The sequence below is a fragment of the Hydrogenophilus thermoluteolus genome, assembly GCF_003574215.1.
In the GTDB taxonomy this organism is placed as follows: Bacteria; Pseudomonadota; Gammaproteobacteria; order Burkholderiales; family Rhodocyclaceae; genus Hydrogenophilus; species Hydrogenophilus thermoluteolus.
In genome coordinates this window covers 1,380,280-1,395,178 of record NZ_AP018558.1, presented here as the reverse complement: position 1 = coordinate 1,395,178, position 14,899 = coordinate 1,380,280, and the positions used below count along the sequence as shown (strand labels likewise).

The window sequence follows — 14,899 nt, the reverse complement described above, 5'->3', positions numbered from 1 at the left end:
CGTGGCGAAATTGCGCATTGTCGGGGGCAAGCGTCTGCAGGGCGAAATCGCCTGTTCTGGCGCGAAGAATGCGGTGTTACCGATGCTCTGTGCCGCGCTGCTCACCGCTGAGCCGGTGACGATCACCGGGGTTCCTGCGCTCAACGATGTCGAAACGCTTTTGAAGCTGCTGGCGCGGATCGGAGTCACCGTGTCGCGCGAAGGGGACACCGTGACCTTGTGCGCCGCCACCATCGCCGCACCGGTGGCACCCTACGAGCTGGTGAAGACGATGCGCGCGTCGATCCTGGTGCTTGGGCCGCTCCTTGCGCGCGTGGGCGAAGCTGAAGTGAGTCTGCCCGGCGGCTGCGCGATCGGTGCGCGCCCGGTCGATCAGCACCTGAAGGGTCTTGCTGCGATGGGCGCAAAGGTGCATGTGGTGCACGGCAATATCCATGCCCGCGCGGCGCGCCTAACTGGGGCGAGGATCGTACCCGACGTGGTCACCGTGACCGGTACGGAAAACCTCTTGATGGCTGCGGTGCTCGCTGACGGCGTCACGGTGATCGAGAACGCGGCGCGCGAACCGGAAGTCGCCGACTTGGCAAACCTCTTGGTGGCGATGGGCGCGAGGATTTCGGGGATTGGCAGTGACACCTTGGTGGTCGAAGGGGTCGAACGGCTACACGGCGCAACCTACCGGGTGATGAGCGATCGCATCGAGGCGGGAACCTACCTCTGTGCCGCGGCGATCACGGGGGGGGAGATTGTGCTCCGCGACGCGCCCGTTGCGGCGCTCGATGCCGTGGTCGCGAAGCTGCGCGAAGCGGGGTGCGCGATTCGCTGTGGCGAGAACTGGATTGCGCTCACTGCGCCCGCGCGACTCAAAGCAGTCGATATCCGCACTGCCCCGTACCCGGGTTTTCCTACCGACATGCAAGCGCAATTCATGGCGCTCGACACGGTGGCGCAGGGTAGCGGGGTGATTCGCGAAACGATTTTCGAAAACCGCTTCATGCACGCGGTGGAGTTGCAACGCCTTGGCGCGAACATCCATATCGACGGGGCCACCGCGGTCGTCACAGGCGTCGACCGCCTGGAAGGGGCCGAGGTGATGGCAACCGATCTGCGCGCTTCGGCGGGGCTGGTGGTTGCTGGGCTAGTCGCCGAAGGAGAGACGGTGATCGACCGCATCTACCATCTTGACCGTGGTTACGAGCGGCTCGAAACGAAACTGCGGGCGTTGGGTGCCAAGGTCGCGCGTTTGACCGAGGATGGCGGCGAAATCGGCTAAAATCCCGGCATGGAAACGATTACCCTGGCCCTATCGAAAGGGCGCATTTTCGAAGAGACGGTGCCGCTGTTGGCCGCAGCGGGTATCACCCCTACCTGTGATCCCGAAGCGTCGCGCCAGCTCATCATCTCTACGAATTTGCCGCACGTGCGGCTCTTGATCGTCCGCGCTACCGACGTTCCTACGTACGTCCAGTACGGTGGCGCCGATCTGGGCATTGCCGGCAAGGATGTGCTGCTGGAACACGGTGGGGAGGGGCTCTACCAACTGCTGGACCTCGGCATCGCCCGTTGCCGGCTCTGTGTCGCGGTGCCGCGCACGTTCGATTATGCGCAGGCGGTTCGGTTGGGCAGTCGCATCCGCGTCGCGACGAAATACCTCAAGAGCGCCCGTGCCCACTTCGCCGCGAAAGGGGTGCATGTCGACCTGATCAAACTCTACGGCTCGATGGAACTGGCGCCACTCGTGGGCCTGGCGGATGCGATCGTCGATCTCGTGTCCACGGGCGCTACGCTGCGCGCCAATGGTCTCGTCGAAGTGGAGACCATCGCGGCGATTTCGAGCCGCCTGGTGGTCAATCAGGCGGCACTCAAAGTGAAACGTGCGCTCCTGCAGCCGCTGATCGACGTTTTCGAGGAGAAGAGCCGTGACCGAATCGCCCAATGAGTTCGTCGTACCCGAGGTGCGTCGGCTCGACGCGACCCAAGCCGATTTTCTTGCGACGCTCGACGTGCTGCTCACGCTGGAGAGCGACACCGATCGTGCGATCGTCGAGCGGGTCGACGAGATCGTGCGCGCGGTGCGTGCCACCGGGGATGCCGCCGTGCTCGAATACACCCGCCGCTTCGACGGGCTTGACGCGCTCGCGATGGTTGAACTCGAGCTGCCACGTACCGAATGGGAAGCGGCATGGCGCGCGTTGAGCGACGCGCAGCGGGCGGCGCTCGAAGTGGCCGCGGAACGGATACGCCGCTACCACGAACGGCAGAAAGCCGAAGGGTGGATGGTCGAAGAGGCCGACGGAACGCGCTTGGGGCTCAAGGTGACACCGCTCGACCGCGTCGGGCTCTACGTGCCGGGTGGACGCGCCGCGTACCCGAGTTCGGTATTGATGAACGCGATTCCGGCGAAAGTGGCTGGTGTTTCCGAATTGATCATGGTGACCCCCACGCCGCACGGCGAACGCAACCCGCTCGTGCTCGCCGCAGCCTATCTCGCCGGGGTCGATCGGGTCTTTACGATCGGCGGGGCGCAGGCGGTCGCGGCGCTCGCGTACGGCACGCAGACGATCCCGCAGGTCGACAAGATCGTCGGCCCAGGAAACGCCTATGTTGCCGAAGCGAAACGGCGCGTTTTCGGGGTGGTGGGGATCGATATGATCGCCGGGCCGTCGGAGGTGTTGATCCTGAACGATGGTTCCGGCAACCCCGACTGGGTGGCGATGGACCTCTTCGCCCAAGCCGAACACGACGAACTCGCGCAAGCCATTTTGGTGAGCACCGATCGCGCGTTCCTTGAGCGCGTTCAGGAATCGATCGCGCGGTTGTTGCCCCAGCAACCGCGCCGGGCGATCATCGCGCAGTCGCTCGCGAATCGCGGCGCATTGATCTACGCGCCCAACCGTGCTGCCGCGATTGCGATCGCCAACCGGGTGGCGCCAGAACACCTCGAACTCGCCGTCGAAGACCCCGAAGCCTGGGAACCGGAGATCCGCCACGCCGGCGCGATCTTCCTCGGCCATTGGTCGGTGGAAGCGTTCGGGGATTACTGCGCGGGGCCCAACCACGTACTGCCGACGATGCGCAGCGCTCGTTTTTCCTCACCCTTGGGCGTTTGGGACTTTCAAAAACGCACCAGTCTCCTTGCAGTCTCGCGCGAAGGAGCCGCGAAGCTCGCGCCGATCGCCGGGTTGCTCGCCGACGGGGAAGGGCTTGCCGCGCACGCCGCATCGGCGCGGTTCCGGGGCTAACGTGTTCGAACGGCGTGCCGGGCGCACGGTGGCACCGCGCCGCATTGCGCGGTGGTGGTGCGCCTTTGCACTGTTGCTCTGCACCGCCGGGGTTGCGTTCGCAGGCGGTGCGAAAGGTTCCGAAACGATCGCGCCCGAAGGGGCAGCCGGGCGGCAGCTTCGTCCGTCTGCCAGTGCCGATCGTGCCATCGCGGTGACCGCGCACCCGTTGGCGACCGAGGCCGCACTTGAAATGCTGCGTCGCGGGGGGAGTGCGGTAGACGCAGCCATCGCGGCACAGCTCGTCTTGAACGTCGTCGAACCGCAATCCTCGGGAATCGGCGGCGGCGGTTTTCTCCTCTTTTTCGATCCGAGCACGGAGCAGGTGCACGCCTACGACGGGCGGGAGACCGCACCGCTCGCAAGCCGCGCCGATCGGTTTCTGGATGCGGACGGCAAGCCGCTTCCCTTTTTCGCTGCGGTGGATAGCGGCTTGTCGGTTGGGGTACCCGGATTGCTGCGGATGCTCGAAGCGGCGCACCGCGCGCACGGGAATTTGCCCTGGGCCGAACTCTTTGCGCCTGCGATACGCATCGCCCGGGAGGGATTTGCGATCTCGCCGCGCCTGCATGCGCTGATCGCCCGCAACGTCGAGCGTATTCGCGCCCGCGGCGAAACGGTCTCTCGTCTCTTTTTGACCGCAGAAGGCGATCCGAAGCCGGTGGGTGCCCGGCTGAAGAATCCGGAGCTCGCGGCAACGCTCGAAGCGATCGCAACGCACGGCGCGGATGCGTTCTACCACGGGGCGATTGCGCGCGCGATCGTCACCCGCATCGCCCAAGACCCGCGCCCGGGACTGATGACCGAAAATGACTTGGCAGCGTATCGCAGTGTGGTGCGCCAAGCGGTTTGCGCCACCTACCGCGCGCGCTTTCGGATCTGCGGCATGCCGCCGCCCAGCTCCGGCGGCGTTACGGTGTTGCAAACGTTGAAACTGCTGGAGCGGTTCGATCTGGCTGCGTTGTCGCCCGATTCTCCCGAGGCGATCCATTTGGTCAGCGAAGCGTACCGCTTGGCGTTCGCCGACCGCGAACGGTACGTGGCCGATCCCGATTTCGTCGCGGTGCCCGTCCGGGGGCTACTCGATTCGGGCTATTTGGCAGAACGGGCGCAGTTGATCGATCGCGAGCGCACGCTCGGTACCCCTGTCGCCGGACAGCCGCCGGGAGTGACGGACGAAACGGTGTGGGGAAGAGGAGAAACGGTGCCGTTTCCGTCGACCACCCACCTGTCGATCATCGATGGCGCCGGACGGGCGGTGGCGCTCACCAGTTCGATCGAACACGCGTTCGGCAGCCTGCTGATGGTCGAAGGGTTTTTGCTCAACAACCAACTCACCGATTTTGCGTTTCGTCCTGTCGACGAAAACGGGCGGCCGGTGGCGAACCGCGTCGCAGGCGGCAAGCGCCCGCGCAGTTCGATGGCCCCGACGATGGTATTCGATGCCAACACCGGCGATCTGCTCGCGGTGCTGGGGTCACCGGGAGGTAGCGCGATCATCCACTACGTGACGCAGACGCTCATCGGCCTCATCGACTGGCGTCTGCCGCTTTCCGACGCGATCGAACAGCCGCACTTCGGCGCGCAGCGCAGCGCCACCACCTGGGTGGAAGCAGGCACGGTGCTCGATACGCCTGAGGTAGCCGCGGCGCTCACCGCGAAAGGGCATCAGGTGCGGGCGCGCGAGATGGCGAGCGGCATTCACGCGATCGTTCGCACGGCGCCACTGCGCGACGGCACGCCTGCCCCATTGGCGAATGGGCTTAGGGGAGGGCGCTGGCTGGGGGCGGCCGATTCGCGGCGCGAAGGGGTAGCGGCGGGGTTTTAGGTTGAAACGGCGTAGCGTTTCTCCATGAACGATTCGGCACCCGAACACGAACCCACTTCCCGACCGCAATCGTTGGTTGAGTTGTTTGTGACGTTCACCGTCCTGGCGCTCCAAGGTTTCGGTGGTGTTCTGGCCGTTGCGCAGCGGGAGTTGGTGGATCGCAAGCGCTGGTTACGCCGCGAGGCGTTCCTCGAGCTCTATTCGGTTGCCCAAGTGCTGCCCGGGCCGAACGTCGTCAATCTGGCGTTGATGCTTGGTGATCGTTTCTTCGGTTGGCCAGGCGCGCTCGCGGCGCTTGCCGGGATGTTGACCGCGCCAATCGCCATCGTTTTGACCCTTGCCGCCAGCTACCAGCAGTTTGCCGATTTGCCCATGGTGGCGGGCGCACTGCGCGGTATGGGAGCGGTCGCGGCAGGCTTGATGATCGCGATGGCGATCAAGCTCATTGCCGCATTACGCCGAAACCCATTGGGTCGCGGTGTGACGTTGCTTTTGGTCGGGGTCACGGTGGCGCTGGTGGCGGTGTGGCACGTGCCTCTGGTTTGGGTCGTGCTCTTCGTTGGCGGAACCGGATGGGGGATTGCGTTTTGCCAGCTCGCGCGCCAAGAAACGGGGAAGAATCGAGAGTGAATGGACTCTCAGCGGCAGATCTCTTCGACCTGGTCAGCCATTTTTTGTTGCTTTCGCTGCTTTCGATCGGGGGCGCGATGTCTGCAGCGCCGGAGATGCACCGCTATTTCGTCGTCGAGCGCGGCTGGCTCGACGAGACCGGGTTCGTGACCTCGATCGCGTTGGCGCAAGCCGCGCCAGGCCCGAACGTCACGTTCGTTGCTGTGGTCGGATATCAGATCGCTGGGCTCGTGGGTGCGCTCGCCGCATTGTGCGGCATTTTGCTGCCCTCGACACTGCTTTCCTTGCGGGTCAGCCGTTGGCTGCGCACCCACCGAACGTCCGTGGGGGTACAAGCCTTCACCGTAGGTTTGGCGCCGATGACCGTGGGGCTTCTTCTGGCTACCAGTTGGGTGTTACTCAAACCCTTCCTGGATGGCGCAGAAACGGTTCCATGGGGTCCAATCCTTCTGATTGCCGTGACGGTTTGGTGCATGCTCCGCACCCGACTGGCCCCGATCTGGTTGATTTTGATGGGCGGGTTGGTCGGTGCGTTGGGTTATGGGTGAGCGTCATCGTGCTCAAGCGTTGCAGTAGGACGATCGGGGGTTAGTTGCATAAGCTATGCAGACCTTTTGCTCATTACCGCAACGCTACCTGACTCCCAGCGGCTTGACCGTTGGCTGCGCGGCTTTGGCAGTGAGGTGTGGGACATCGAGAAGGTACCGGTAGATGATTCCGTAGCGCCCGGATGACGCAAAGCGCAGTGGTAAAATGGTTGATGGTTTGTGAGTTCAGAAATGACGCCGACCCAACCATGACGACCGCCACCGAAATCTCTTGGGACGACCTCAAAGCGATGATTCTGGGCCTTGCCGAACAGAGCAAGGAGACCGATCGCCGCATGCAAGAGACCGACCGCCGAATCCGCGCGCTCGAACGCCAGTTGGGGCGTCTGGGGAACCGCCTGGGCCAGTTCGTGCAGGACATGGTCGAGCCCGCGGTGGTGCGCCTCTTTCAAGAGCAGGGCATTCCCGTGCATCGGGTGATGCCCAACGTGCGCGCGCGTGACGACGCGGGCCAGACCGTGATGGAGATCGACCTTTTGGTGATCAACGGCGACCACGCGATTGCCGTGGAGTGCAAAAGCCGCTTGACCACCGACGACGTCGACGAACACCTGGAGCGCCTTGCCTGCTTCAAAGCGGCGTTTCCCGAATTCGCCGACAAACTCCTGCACGGGGCGGTGGCGGCGATGGGCGCGCCGGATGAGGTGGTGCGCTACGCCGAAAAACAAGGGCTTTACGTGCTCGTTCAGGCCGACGACGACGTGGTGGTGTGCAACCAGCCGGGTTTTACGCCGCGGACGTGGTGAGCATTTCCCGTACGTGTTGGAATAGAGGAACATAACCGAGCGAGCATGCGCTCCCCTTACCATTACCCGGCTAAGGTGTAACGGGGTGGCTCAATGCGTGGGCGCCATAGCGAACGACGCCCCAACACGGTGCCGAGAGGCGCGCTTGCAGTGTCGCTAGGTTTTCTGCGAACGCAGCCATTTCGGGGTCGATCTGGTTGGCGATCCAACCGGCAAAAAGAAGGTCGCGCGCGGTGATCGCCTCGACGGTGAGCAGCGCGTGGTTGAGGCAGCCCAGGCGCATCCCGACCACCAAAAGCACGGGAAGGTTGAGCGCAACCGCCAGATCGGCAACCGTCGTGGTTTCTGAGAGTGGCGCGTGAAAACCCCCCACCCCTTCGACGAAGAGGAGGTCGCACTGGGTTCGGGCGGTGTCCACGGCGCGGCGAATGACCGCGAAGTCGATCGTGACCCCTTCGTGTTGCGCCGCGAGGTGCGGCGAGATCGGTTCGGCGAAGCAGTACGGGTTGACGACGTCGCGGGGTAGCGGGACGTTGCTTGCGGCGATGAGCGCAGCGACGTCGGCATTCGCTCCGGACGCTTCGACCCCGGCTGCGATCGGTTTGAGTCCCGCAGCGCGCTTTCCTTCTGCGGCGGCTTGCCGTAACAAAATCGCGGTTACGGTGGTTTTGCCGATCTCGGTGTCGGTGCCGGTGACGAAATAGGCGGTTGCGGTCATGGCAAGGTCCTCCTCATTCAGACGCCAAGGTGAGTGCTTCCAATGCCGTTTGCGCTTCGAGCCATTGGGTTTCGGCCTCAGCGATTTGGGCGCGCAGCGCGTCGGCTTCGCGGGCGACGGCGTCGGCAGCGGCGCGGTCAGAGTAAAGTGCCGGATCGGCCAGCCGCGCTTCGACTGCGTGCAGCGCAGCGGTTAGTGTTTCGATTTCTGCTTCCCATTTCGCTGCGGCTTTTTCCAAGCGCCGCTGCTCCGCTTGTGCGGCTTTTTGCGCGGCGCGGTCGGCGATGCGTTGCGCTTTGGCCGAACGGTCTGCGACGGTCGGGGCGCGGTGGGTTTGACGGCGTTGCGCCAGCCAGTTGGCGTAGTCGTCGAGGTCGCCGTCGAAAGGCGCTACCCGCCCGTCGGCGACCAGTACGAAGGTGTCGGCGGTGGCGCGCAGCAGGTAACGGTCGTGCGAAACCAGCACGACGGCGACCTCGGCCTCTTGCAGGGCGCGTGTCAATGCGTCGCGCATTTCGAGGTCGAGGTGGTTCGTGGGCTCGTCGAGCAGGAGGAGGTTCGGGCGCGTACGTAACAGCAACGCGAGCGCCAACCGCGCCTTTTCACCACCCGAAAAGGCGCGGCAGGGGGTGTCGGCTGCAGTACCGCGAAAATCGAAGCGGCCGAGAAAATCACGCAACTCTTGTTCCGGCGTCGTCGGTTCGAGGCGGATCAGGTGCTGCAGTGGCGTTTCGTGTGGCCGCAGCCGTTCCATTTGGTGCTGCGCAAAATAGCCGATCTTGAGTTTTCGCCCTTCGGTCCGCTTGCCCGCAAGGAGCGGCAGTTCCCCAGCAAGGAGTTTGATGAGTGTCGATTTTCCGGCACCGTTGGGGCCCAGCAGCGCAAGCTGGGTATCGGGGCGGATCGTGAGGTCGATATCGGTCAGTAGCGGTTTCCCGTCGTAGCCGACCGCGGCCGCTTCCAGCGTGAGCAGTGGGTCGGAGGTTCCCTCTGGTGGGAGGAAACGGAAGGTGAACGGGGAGTCGACGTGCGCCGCCTCGATCAGTTCCATGCGGGCAAGCGCCTTCAAGCGGCTTTGCGCTTGCCGCGCTTTGGTGGCTTTGGCGCGAAAGCGTTCGACGAATGCGCGCAAATGGGCGATTTCGCGCTGCTGTTTTTCGTACAGGGCTTGCTGGTGGGCCAACTGTTCGGCGCGCGTGCGTTCGAACGTGGTGAAGTTGCCGGTGTAGAGGCGAAGGGTGCCGTTTTCGAAGCTGAGGATGTGGGTCGCGACCGTATCGAGGAGTTCGCGGTCGTGCGAAATCACGAGAAGCGTGGCGGGCGAGCGCTGCAGCCACGTTTCCAGCCACAACACGGCGTCGAGGTCGAGGTGGTTCGTCGGTTCGTCGAGAAGGAGCAACTCCGCGTCTGCGGCAAGAGCCCGGGCCAGGTTGAGGCGCATCCGCCATCCGCCGGAAAAGGTGGCGACGGGGCGCTGCTGCGCTGCGGGTGAAAAACCGAGCCCGTCGAGGATCTCCGCGGCGCGGGCGCGCGCGGCGTAGCCGTCGATCGCGGCGAGCGCTTCGTGGAGCTCGGCGATGCGGATGCCGTCGTGTGCGCGTTCCGTTTCCGCGAGCGCACGTTCGAGGCGACGCAATTCGGTGTTGCCATCCAAGACATATTCGATAGCCGGGGTGTCAACGGCAGGGGTTTCCTGGGCGACGTGCGCAATCCGCCAGGTGACTGGCCACTCCAGGTCACCGTGGTCGGGGTGGTGGTCACCGTGCAGCAGCGCAAACAGCGTCGATTTGCCACAGCCGTTGGCGCCGGTGACGCCGACTTTCCAACCCGCGTGGATTTGCAATGTGGCGTTTTCCACCAGGCGCTTGTCGGTGCGGCTGAAGGTGAGCGATCGCAATTGGATCATGGTCGTTGCGCCAAAATGGTCAGGATTTGGTAGGTGAGGGGGATTCCGTGGGGGCCACGCAGCCGTTCCAGCGCGGCGGCAAGGCGGCGCGGTCGGGTGCGGTCGAAGCGGTGGGGCGTTTTCGGGGTGGCCGTTGCGCCAACACCACGAATCGAGGCGAGGAGTTCTTGTGGCGTGGCGAAGAAGAGGGGGATCGTGTGGTGCGTACCGTGGAGGGTGCGCCAGGGATGACAGGCAAATGCCTGCCGCCAGGTCGATTCGTCCGCTAATGGTGCAAGCGGTGCCGGTTCGTCCAATTCGGAAAACGCGGCGGCGAGTTCGGGAAAAGTACCGGCGAGCACGATGCTGAGTGCGGCCCAGCCGTTCGGCGCCAGCGTGCGTGCGAGTTCGCCAACGACCAGCGCCGGTGTCGTCCACTGCCACGCGCAGTTGCTCCAGTAGAGCGCGAGCGTTTGGGTAGGGAACGGGAGCTGTTCGAGGTCGCCCACGATGGGGGTGGCCAATTCGGGCGGTAGGGTCGCGAGCAGCGCCGGAGCCGCATCCAACGCGAGGAGACGATGGTGGGGAAAACGCGCTTTGAGGTGCGGCAGGTCACGGCCCACCCCACAGCCCGCATCCAGCAACCATGGCGTTTGCGGCAACGGGGCCTCGGCTGCGGCTATCGCGGCGTCGAGCGCGGCAAAGAGTGTTGCGGCGATCTTGCGCTGCGCGACGTCGTGGTGCGCGGTGTGGGACGCGCGTCGCCCAAACGCGGCGCGAACGCGCGCTTTGGGGGCGGCGGGCGGTTCACGTGTTGCGGCACTGGGTGGCATTTGTGCGCGCTTTGCCATCACGTTCCGTTCCTGTGCGGTGGTGCCAAAAGGTTCTGGAGCGCAGCGGCAAGGTGCACGAGGTGTTCCGGCTCATGGGCTGCCGAGAGCGAGATGCGCAGGCGCGCCGTGTTGGGCGGAACGGTTGGGGGGCGGATTGCTGGAACCAGGAAACCACTTCGTTCGAGCGCCTGCGCGAGGTGCAGGGCGCGCTGACTTTCGCCGACAACGAGCGGCTGAATCGCGGTTGCCGATTCGAGCGGGGTTGCTGCTGTTGCGGCAAGCGTTTGGGCGAGGGAACGCCATTGCGCGATCAAGCGGTGCAGGTGGGCCAACCGCTCCGGTTCGGTGCGGATCACGGTGATCGCTGCGTTGAGCGCTTCTGCCTGCGCCGGTGGCATTGCGGTGGTGTAGATGTGGGTGCGCGCGCTTTGGTCGAGCCAAGCAATCGCATCTTTACTCCCCAGAATCGCCGCACCGGCAACGCCCACCGCTTTGCCAAAGGTAGCGATCCAGAGCCAATGCGGTGGTGGGGTCAGGCCGAAATGGGCGAACGTGCCGCGTCCTTTACCCAACACCCCGATGCCGTGGGCGTCGTCGACGATCAACCACGCGCGGTGGCGTTCGGCAAGGGAGGCGAGCTCAGGAAGCGGCGCGATGTCGCCATCCATGCTGAAGACACCGTCGGTGACGATGATTTTGAGGGGGGCAGGGCTTTCGGCAAGCCAGCGCGCCAGCGTTTCGGTGTCCCGGTGCGGGTAGCGGCGCACGTGCGCCCCGTGGGCACGTGCAAGAAGCAGCGCGTCGATGAGCGACGCATGGACGAGCTTGTCGGCAAAAATGGCGGTCGTCGAAGGGGATTCGCTTGCGAGCATCGTCACCGCAGCCAGGTTCGCGGCGTAGCCGGAGGTAAAGAGCCGCGCCGCAGGGAAGCCCAGCCACGCGGCGAGCGCGCTTTCGAGCGTTTCGTGCGCTTCGGTATAGCCGCAGACGAGCGCCGACGCGGTGGACCCCACGCCCCAGCGCGTGGCGCCTGCCTGCCACGCTGCGATCACCGCCGGATGGTGGGCTAGCCCCAGGTAGTCGTTGCTGGCGAAATTGACCCATTGCCGATTGCGGGCATGGGCGATCCCACTCGTTGAACTGGGGGCAAAGGGGCGGTGGCGGCGTTCGAGCCCCTGCGCTCGCCGTTGCGCGAGCCATTCGGCAGGCAGTTGCCAAGGATCGTGCGCGGTCATGGCAGCGGCGGTTCCTGAGGGTGTGCCGGTTGAAAGCAGTCCGATGCGGCTGCGGTCTCGAGCACCTGCGTGAGGGTGCGCAACAACTGCGTGCCGAACCATTCGGCCAGTTCCGGCGGGGTGGCGAACGGCGGCATCACGTAGCAGGTGTTGCCAAGGGGGCGCAAGAGGAGCCCTGCCGCAAGCGCTGCTTTCGCGACCCGCGGGGCGAAATCGCCTGGGGCGTCAGGGAGGTCGAACGCAACGATCGTGCCGGTGCGGCGCAGGTGAACCCCACCCACCTGCGCGGCGACTTGAGCCATCGCCGCTTCGAACGCAGCGCCGAGCGTTTCGATCTGTGGCCAAACCTCCGGATTGTCCAAGAGGTCGAGCGTGGCGCATGCGGCGCGGCAGGCAAGCGGGTTGCCCGTGTAGGAGTGGGAATGGAGAAAGGCGCGCGTGACTTCGTCGGCAAGGAACGCGCGAAAGAGTTCGTCGCGCGCAAGCACCACCGCAAGCGGAAGCGTGCCGCCCGTGATGCCTTTGGAGAGGGTGAGGAGGTCCGGTCGGACACCCGCGTGCTCATGGGCGAAGAAACGACCGGTGCGGCCGCAGCCGACGGCGATTTCGTCGAAAATGAGAAGCACGTCGTGGCGGGTGCACAGGTCGCGCAGCGCATTCAGGAACGACGGCGGGTGCATCGCCATGCCGCCAGCGCCCTGCACGAGCGGTTCGACGATGACCGCAGCGGTTTCTGCGTGGTGTACCGCCAAGTATTCTGCGAGCGCGGCAAGCGCTTCGTGCGCAGCATTGGGGCCGCGACGTGTATCGGGCGACGGCATCATCGCCGCGGGGCGGATGAGCGGTTCGTACGCTTCACGAAAGATCGGGATGTCGGTGACCGCAAGTGCGCCAACCGTTTCCCCGTGGTAGCCGCCGGCAAAGGCCACGAAGCGGTGCTTCTCAGGAAAACCCTGGTTGCGCCAGTAGTGCGCAGCCAATTTCAATGCAATTTCGACGGCGCTGGCGCCATCCGACGCGAAGAAGGCGTGTCCCAGCGTGCCGTCGGTTTTTGCCGCAAGCCTTTCGGCGAGTTCTACCGCTGGGGCGTGGGTGCAGCCAGCAAGGAGTACGTGGTCGAGCGTCGCGATCTGTTCGCGCACCGCGGCGACGATGTGCGGGTGGCAATGACCAAAAAGGGTGGTCCACCAAGAGCTGAATGCGTCGAAGTAGCGGTTCCCATCCGGGTCGAAGAGCCACGGCCCTTCGGCCCGCGCCACCGGTAACAGGGGAATGCGGCGTGCCGGGTCCGGGTGCAGATGACGCTGCATCTGCGTGCACGGGTGCCAGATTGCCGCTAGGGAGCGTTCGACAAGCTGGTGTGCGCTGCTCATTCCGGTTGCAGCCCCAAGCGTTCGAAGAGTGCGTTGTCGTGCGCGACGTCCGGGTTGCCGGTGGTGAGGAGCGCGTCGCCATAGAAGATCGAGTTGGCGCCGGCGTAGAAGCAGAGCGCCTGCAGTTCGTCGCTCATCGTTTTGCGACCGGCGGAGAGGCGGACGTAACTGGTCGGCATCGCCAGTCGGGCAACGGCGATGGTGCGGACGAATTCAAATGGGTCGAGCGGCGGTTGATCGCCGAGTGGGGTGCCGGGAATCGGGACGAGTTGGTTGATCGGTACCGATTCGGGCGGCGGGTCGAGATCGGCCAAGAGTGCGAGCATACTGATACGGTCTTCGCGGGTCTCACCCATGCCGATGATGCCACCACAGCAAACCTTGATCCCTGCTTTGCGTACCGCCTCCAACGTGCGCAACCGATCTTGCAGGGTATGCGTGGTGATCACTTGGTCGTAGTATTCGGGAGCGGTGTCGACGTTGTGGTTGTAGTAATCGAGCCCAGCCGCTTTGAGACGGGCCGCTTGGTCGTCGGTGAGCATCCCGAGCGTGACGCAGGTTTCGAGCCCCAGCGCTTTCACGGAGGCGATCAGTTCCGCCACCCGATCCAGGTCTTGGCCTTTGGGGCCGCGCCACGCCGCGCCCATGCAGAAACGGCTGGCTCCGGCTGCCTTGGCTGCTTCGGCGCGGGCGCGCACCTCGTCGACGGAGAGGAGCCGTTGCCGAGACAAACCGGTAGCTTTTTCGTAGCGTGCCGACTGCGAACAGTAGCCACAGTCTTCGGAGCAACCGCCGGTTTTGATCGACAGGAGGGTGGAGCGTTGCACGCGGTGGCCAGGAAAATGGCGGCGATGGGTTTCGTGCGCACGGTGCAGCAGGTCGAAAAACGGCAGTGAGAACCATTCGCGTAGCTGGGCCTTGCGCGCTTCGAATGAGGTTTCTGAGGTGCGGGTAGTTGCGGCGGGGGCAGTAAGAACGGAGGCCATCGCATTCTCCAGAGCAAGGAAGCGTTGAAATGATCAGCAGTGATTTTACGCGAATTTTGACGAAATTGACAGGAACTGTTTGTATCGGCTGCGAACGTACGCATTATGGCGACGCGCCGTGGTGTGACCGGTGTGCCGAGGCGTTGCCGTGGTGGGACGCCGGGCAAGCCTGCGTGCGTTGCGGAGAAGCGCTCGCTTCGGGGGGCGGCGAAACCGCTGGGGTCTGCACGCGCTGCGCGGCATCACCACCCAGCTTTCAATCGACGCAAGCGGCGTTTTGGTACCGAGCCCCGGTTGATCGCTGGGTGCACCGTTTGAAATTCCACCGGGCGTTACCGTATGCGACGGCGTTGGGCACGGCACTTGCCACTACCGCCGAACCACGGGGCGATTTGCTGCTGCCGATTCCGCTTGCTCCAGAACGGCAACGAACGCGCGGGTTCAATCAGGCGGCGGAGATCACGCGGACGGTTGCGCGTATCTGGGGCATTCCTTGGCAGGCGGACGGGTTGCGGCGGTGCAAAGAAACGGCGATGCAGGCGACCCTTGATCGCGCGCACCGTGTGGAAAACGTCGCGCAGGCGTTCGTCGTGCGCGATCGCCGCCTGGTGACGGGACGAAACGTGATGGTGGTCGACGACGTGATGACCACCGGGGCGACGCTTGCTGCAGCCAGCGAAGCATTGCGGGCAGCCGGAGCGAACGCAGTCCATCTCTTGGTCGCTGCGCGGACCGCAGCGCCCGCTTCCGCTGGGGACGGCACGATATAATGGCAC

The 14,899-nt window shown here is 64.6% G+C and carries 14 protein-coding genes; 8 read left to right on the top strand and 6 right to left on the bottom strand.

The features are described from left to right. Position 1: 1 nt before the first annotated feature. The 7 genes from murA to HPTL_RS06745 all read left to right on the top strand — a co-directional run bounded on the left by murA (position 2) and on the right by HPTL_RS06745 (position 7,093). Positions 2-1,273 carry a UDP-N-acetylglucosamine 1-carboxyvinyltransferase gene (gene murA / locus HPTL_RS06780; RefSeq protein ID WP_119335304.1) on the top strand — a complete coding sequence of 424 codons (1,272 nt, stop codon included), beginning with the start codon at positions 2-4 and terminating at the stop codon, positions 1,271-1,273. A 9-nt stretch (positions 1,274-1,282) separates the two neighbouring features. Continuing rightward, a complete protein-coding gene (gene hisG, locus HPTL_RS06775; protein WP_119335303.1) occupies positions 1,283-1,939 on the top strand; it encodes an ATP phosphoribosyltransferase in 657 nt (218 codons plus the stop codon). Then, positions 1,920-3,242, top strand: coding sequence for a histidinol dehydrogenase (gene hisD / locus HPTL_RS06770; RefSeq protein ID WP_179949075.1), 1,323 nt, complete (start codon positions 1,920-1,922; stop codon positions 3,240-3,242). Before hisG ends, hisD begins: the two co-directional genes overlap by 20 nt. Before the next feature lie 28 nt (positions 3,243-3,270). Then, positions 3,271-5,109: a gamma-glutamyltransferase gene (ggt, locus tag HPTL_RS06765; RefSeq protein ID WP_119336113.1), complete on the top strand. Its 1,839-nt coding sequence runs from the start codon at positions 3,271-3,273 to the stop codon at positions 5,107-5,109. A 24-nt stretch (positions 5,110-5,133) separates the two neighbouring features. Beyond that, a complete protein-coding gene (locus HPTL_RS06760) occupies positions 5,134-5,739 on the top strand; it encodes a chromate transporter (RefSeq protein ID WP_119335302.1) in 606 nt (201 codons plus the stop codon). Continuing rightward, positions 5,736-6,287, top strand: coding sequence for a chromate transporter (locus HPTL_RS06755; RefSeq protein WP_119335301.1), 552 nt, complete (start codon positions 5,736-5,738; stop codon positions 6,285-6,287). The genes HPTL_RS06760 and HPTL_RS06755 overlap by 4 nt, the downstream gene beginning before the upstream one ends. Before the next feature lie 248 nt (positions 6,288-6,535). Further along, complete coding sequence (locus tag HPTL_RS06745; protein WP_119336112.1) at positions 6,536-7,093, top strand: DUF3782 domain-containing protein; 558 nt, start codon at positions 6,536-6,538, stop codon at positions 7,091-7,093. 70 nt (positions 7,094-7,163) lie between these two features. On the opposite strand, the gene bioD is transcribed toward HPTL_RS06745, so the two are convergent. Genes bioD through bioB form a run of 6 tightly spaced genes read right to left on the bottom strand, consistent with a single transcriptional unit; the run spans position 7,164 to position 14,123 of the window. After that, positions 7,164-7,811 carry a dethiobiotin synthase gene (gene bioD, locus HPTL_RS06740; RefSeq protein ID WP_119335300.1) on the bottom strand — a complete coding sequence of 216 codons (648 nt, stop codon included), beginning with the start codon at positions 7,809-7,811 and terminating at the stop codon, positions 7,164-7,166. Between the two features lie 13 nt (positions 7,812-7,824). Beyond that, positions 7,825-9,717 carry an ATP-binding cassette domain-containing protein gene (locus HPTL_RS06735; protein WP_119335299.1) on the bottom strand — a complete coding sequence of 631 codons (1,893 nt, stop codon included), beginning with the start codon at positions 9,715-9,717 and terminating at the stop codon, positions 7,825-7,827. Then, positions 9,714-10,547 (bottom strand): methyltransferase domain-containing protein, encoded by an 834-nt coding sequence (locus HPTL_RS06730; RefSeq protein WP_119335298.1) that lies wholly within the window; start codon positions 10,545-10,547, stop codon positions 9,714-9,716. The genes HPTL_RS06735 and HPTL_RS06730 overlap by 4 nt, the downstream gene beginning before the upstream one ends. Continuing rightward, positions 10,547-11,764, bottom strand: a complete 1,218-nt coding sequence (gene bioF, locus HPTL_RS06725) for an 8-amino-7-oxononanoate synthase (RefSeq protein ID WP_119335297.1) — start codon at positions 11,762-11,764, stop codon at positions 10,547-10,549. The genes HPTL_RS06730 and bioF overlap by 1 nt, the downstream gene beginning before the upstream one ends. After that, positions 11,761-13,137: an adenosylmethionine--8-amino-7-oxononanoate transaminase gene (locus HPTL_RS06720; protein ID WP_119335296.1), complete on the bottom strand. Its 1,377-nt coding sequence runs from the start codon at positions 13,135-13,137 to the stop codon at positions 11,761-11,763. Before HPTL_RS06720 ends, bioF begins: the two co-directional genes overlap by 4 nt. Continuing rightward, positions 13,134-14,123, bottom strand: a complete 990-nt coding sequence (gene bioB, locus HPTL_RS06715; RefSeq protein WP_119335295.1) for a biotin synthase BioB — start codon at positions 14,121-14,123, stop codon at positions 13,134-13,136. Before bioB ends, HPTL_RS06720 begins: the two co-directional genes overlap by 4 nt. Before the next feature lie 29 nt (positions 14,124-14,152). On the opposite strand from bioB, the gene HPTL_RS06710 reads away from it, so the two are divergent. After that, positions 14,153-14,893, top strand: a complete 741-nt coding sequence (locus HPTL_RS06710; RefSeq protein ID WP_119335294.1) for a ComF family protein — start codon at positions 14,153-14,155, stop codon at positions 14,891-14,893. Positions 14,894-14,899 lie beyond the last annotated feature (6 nt).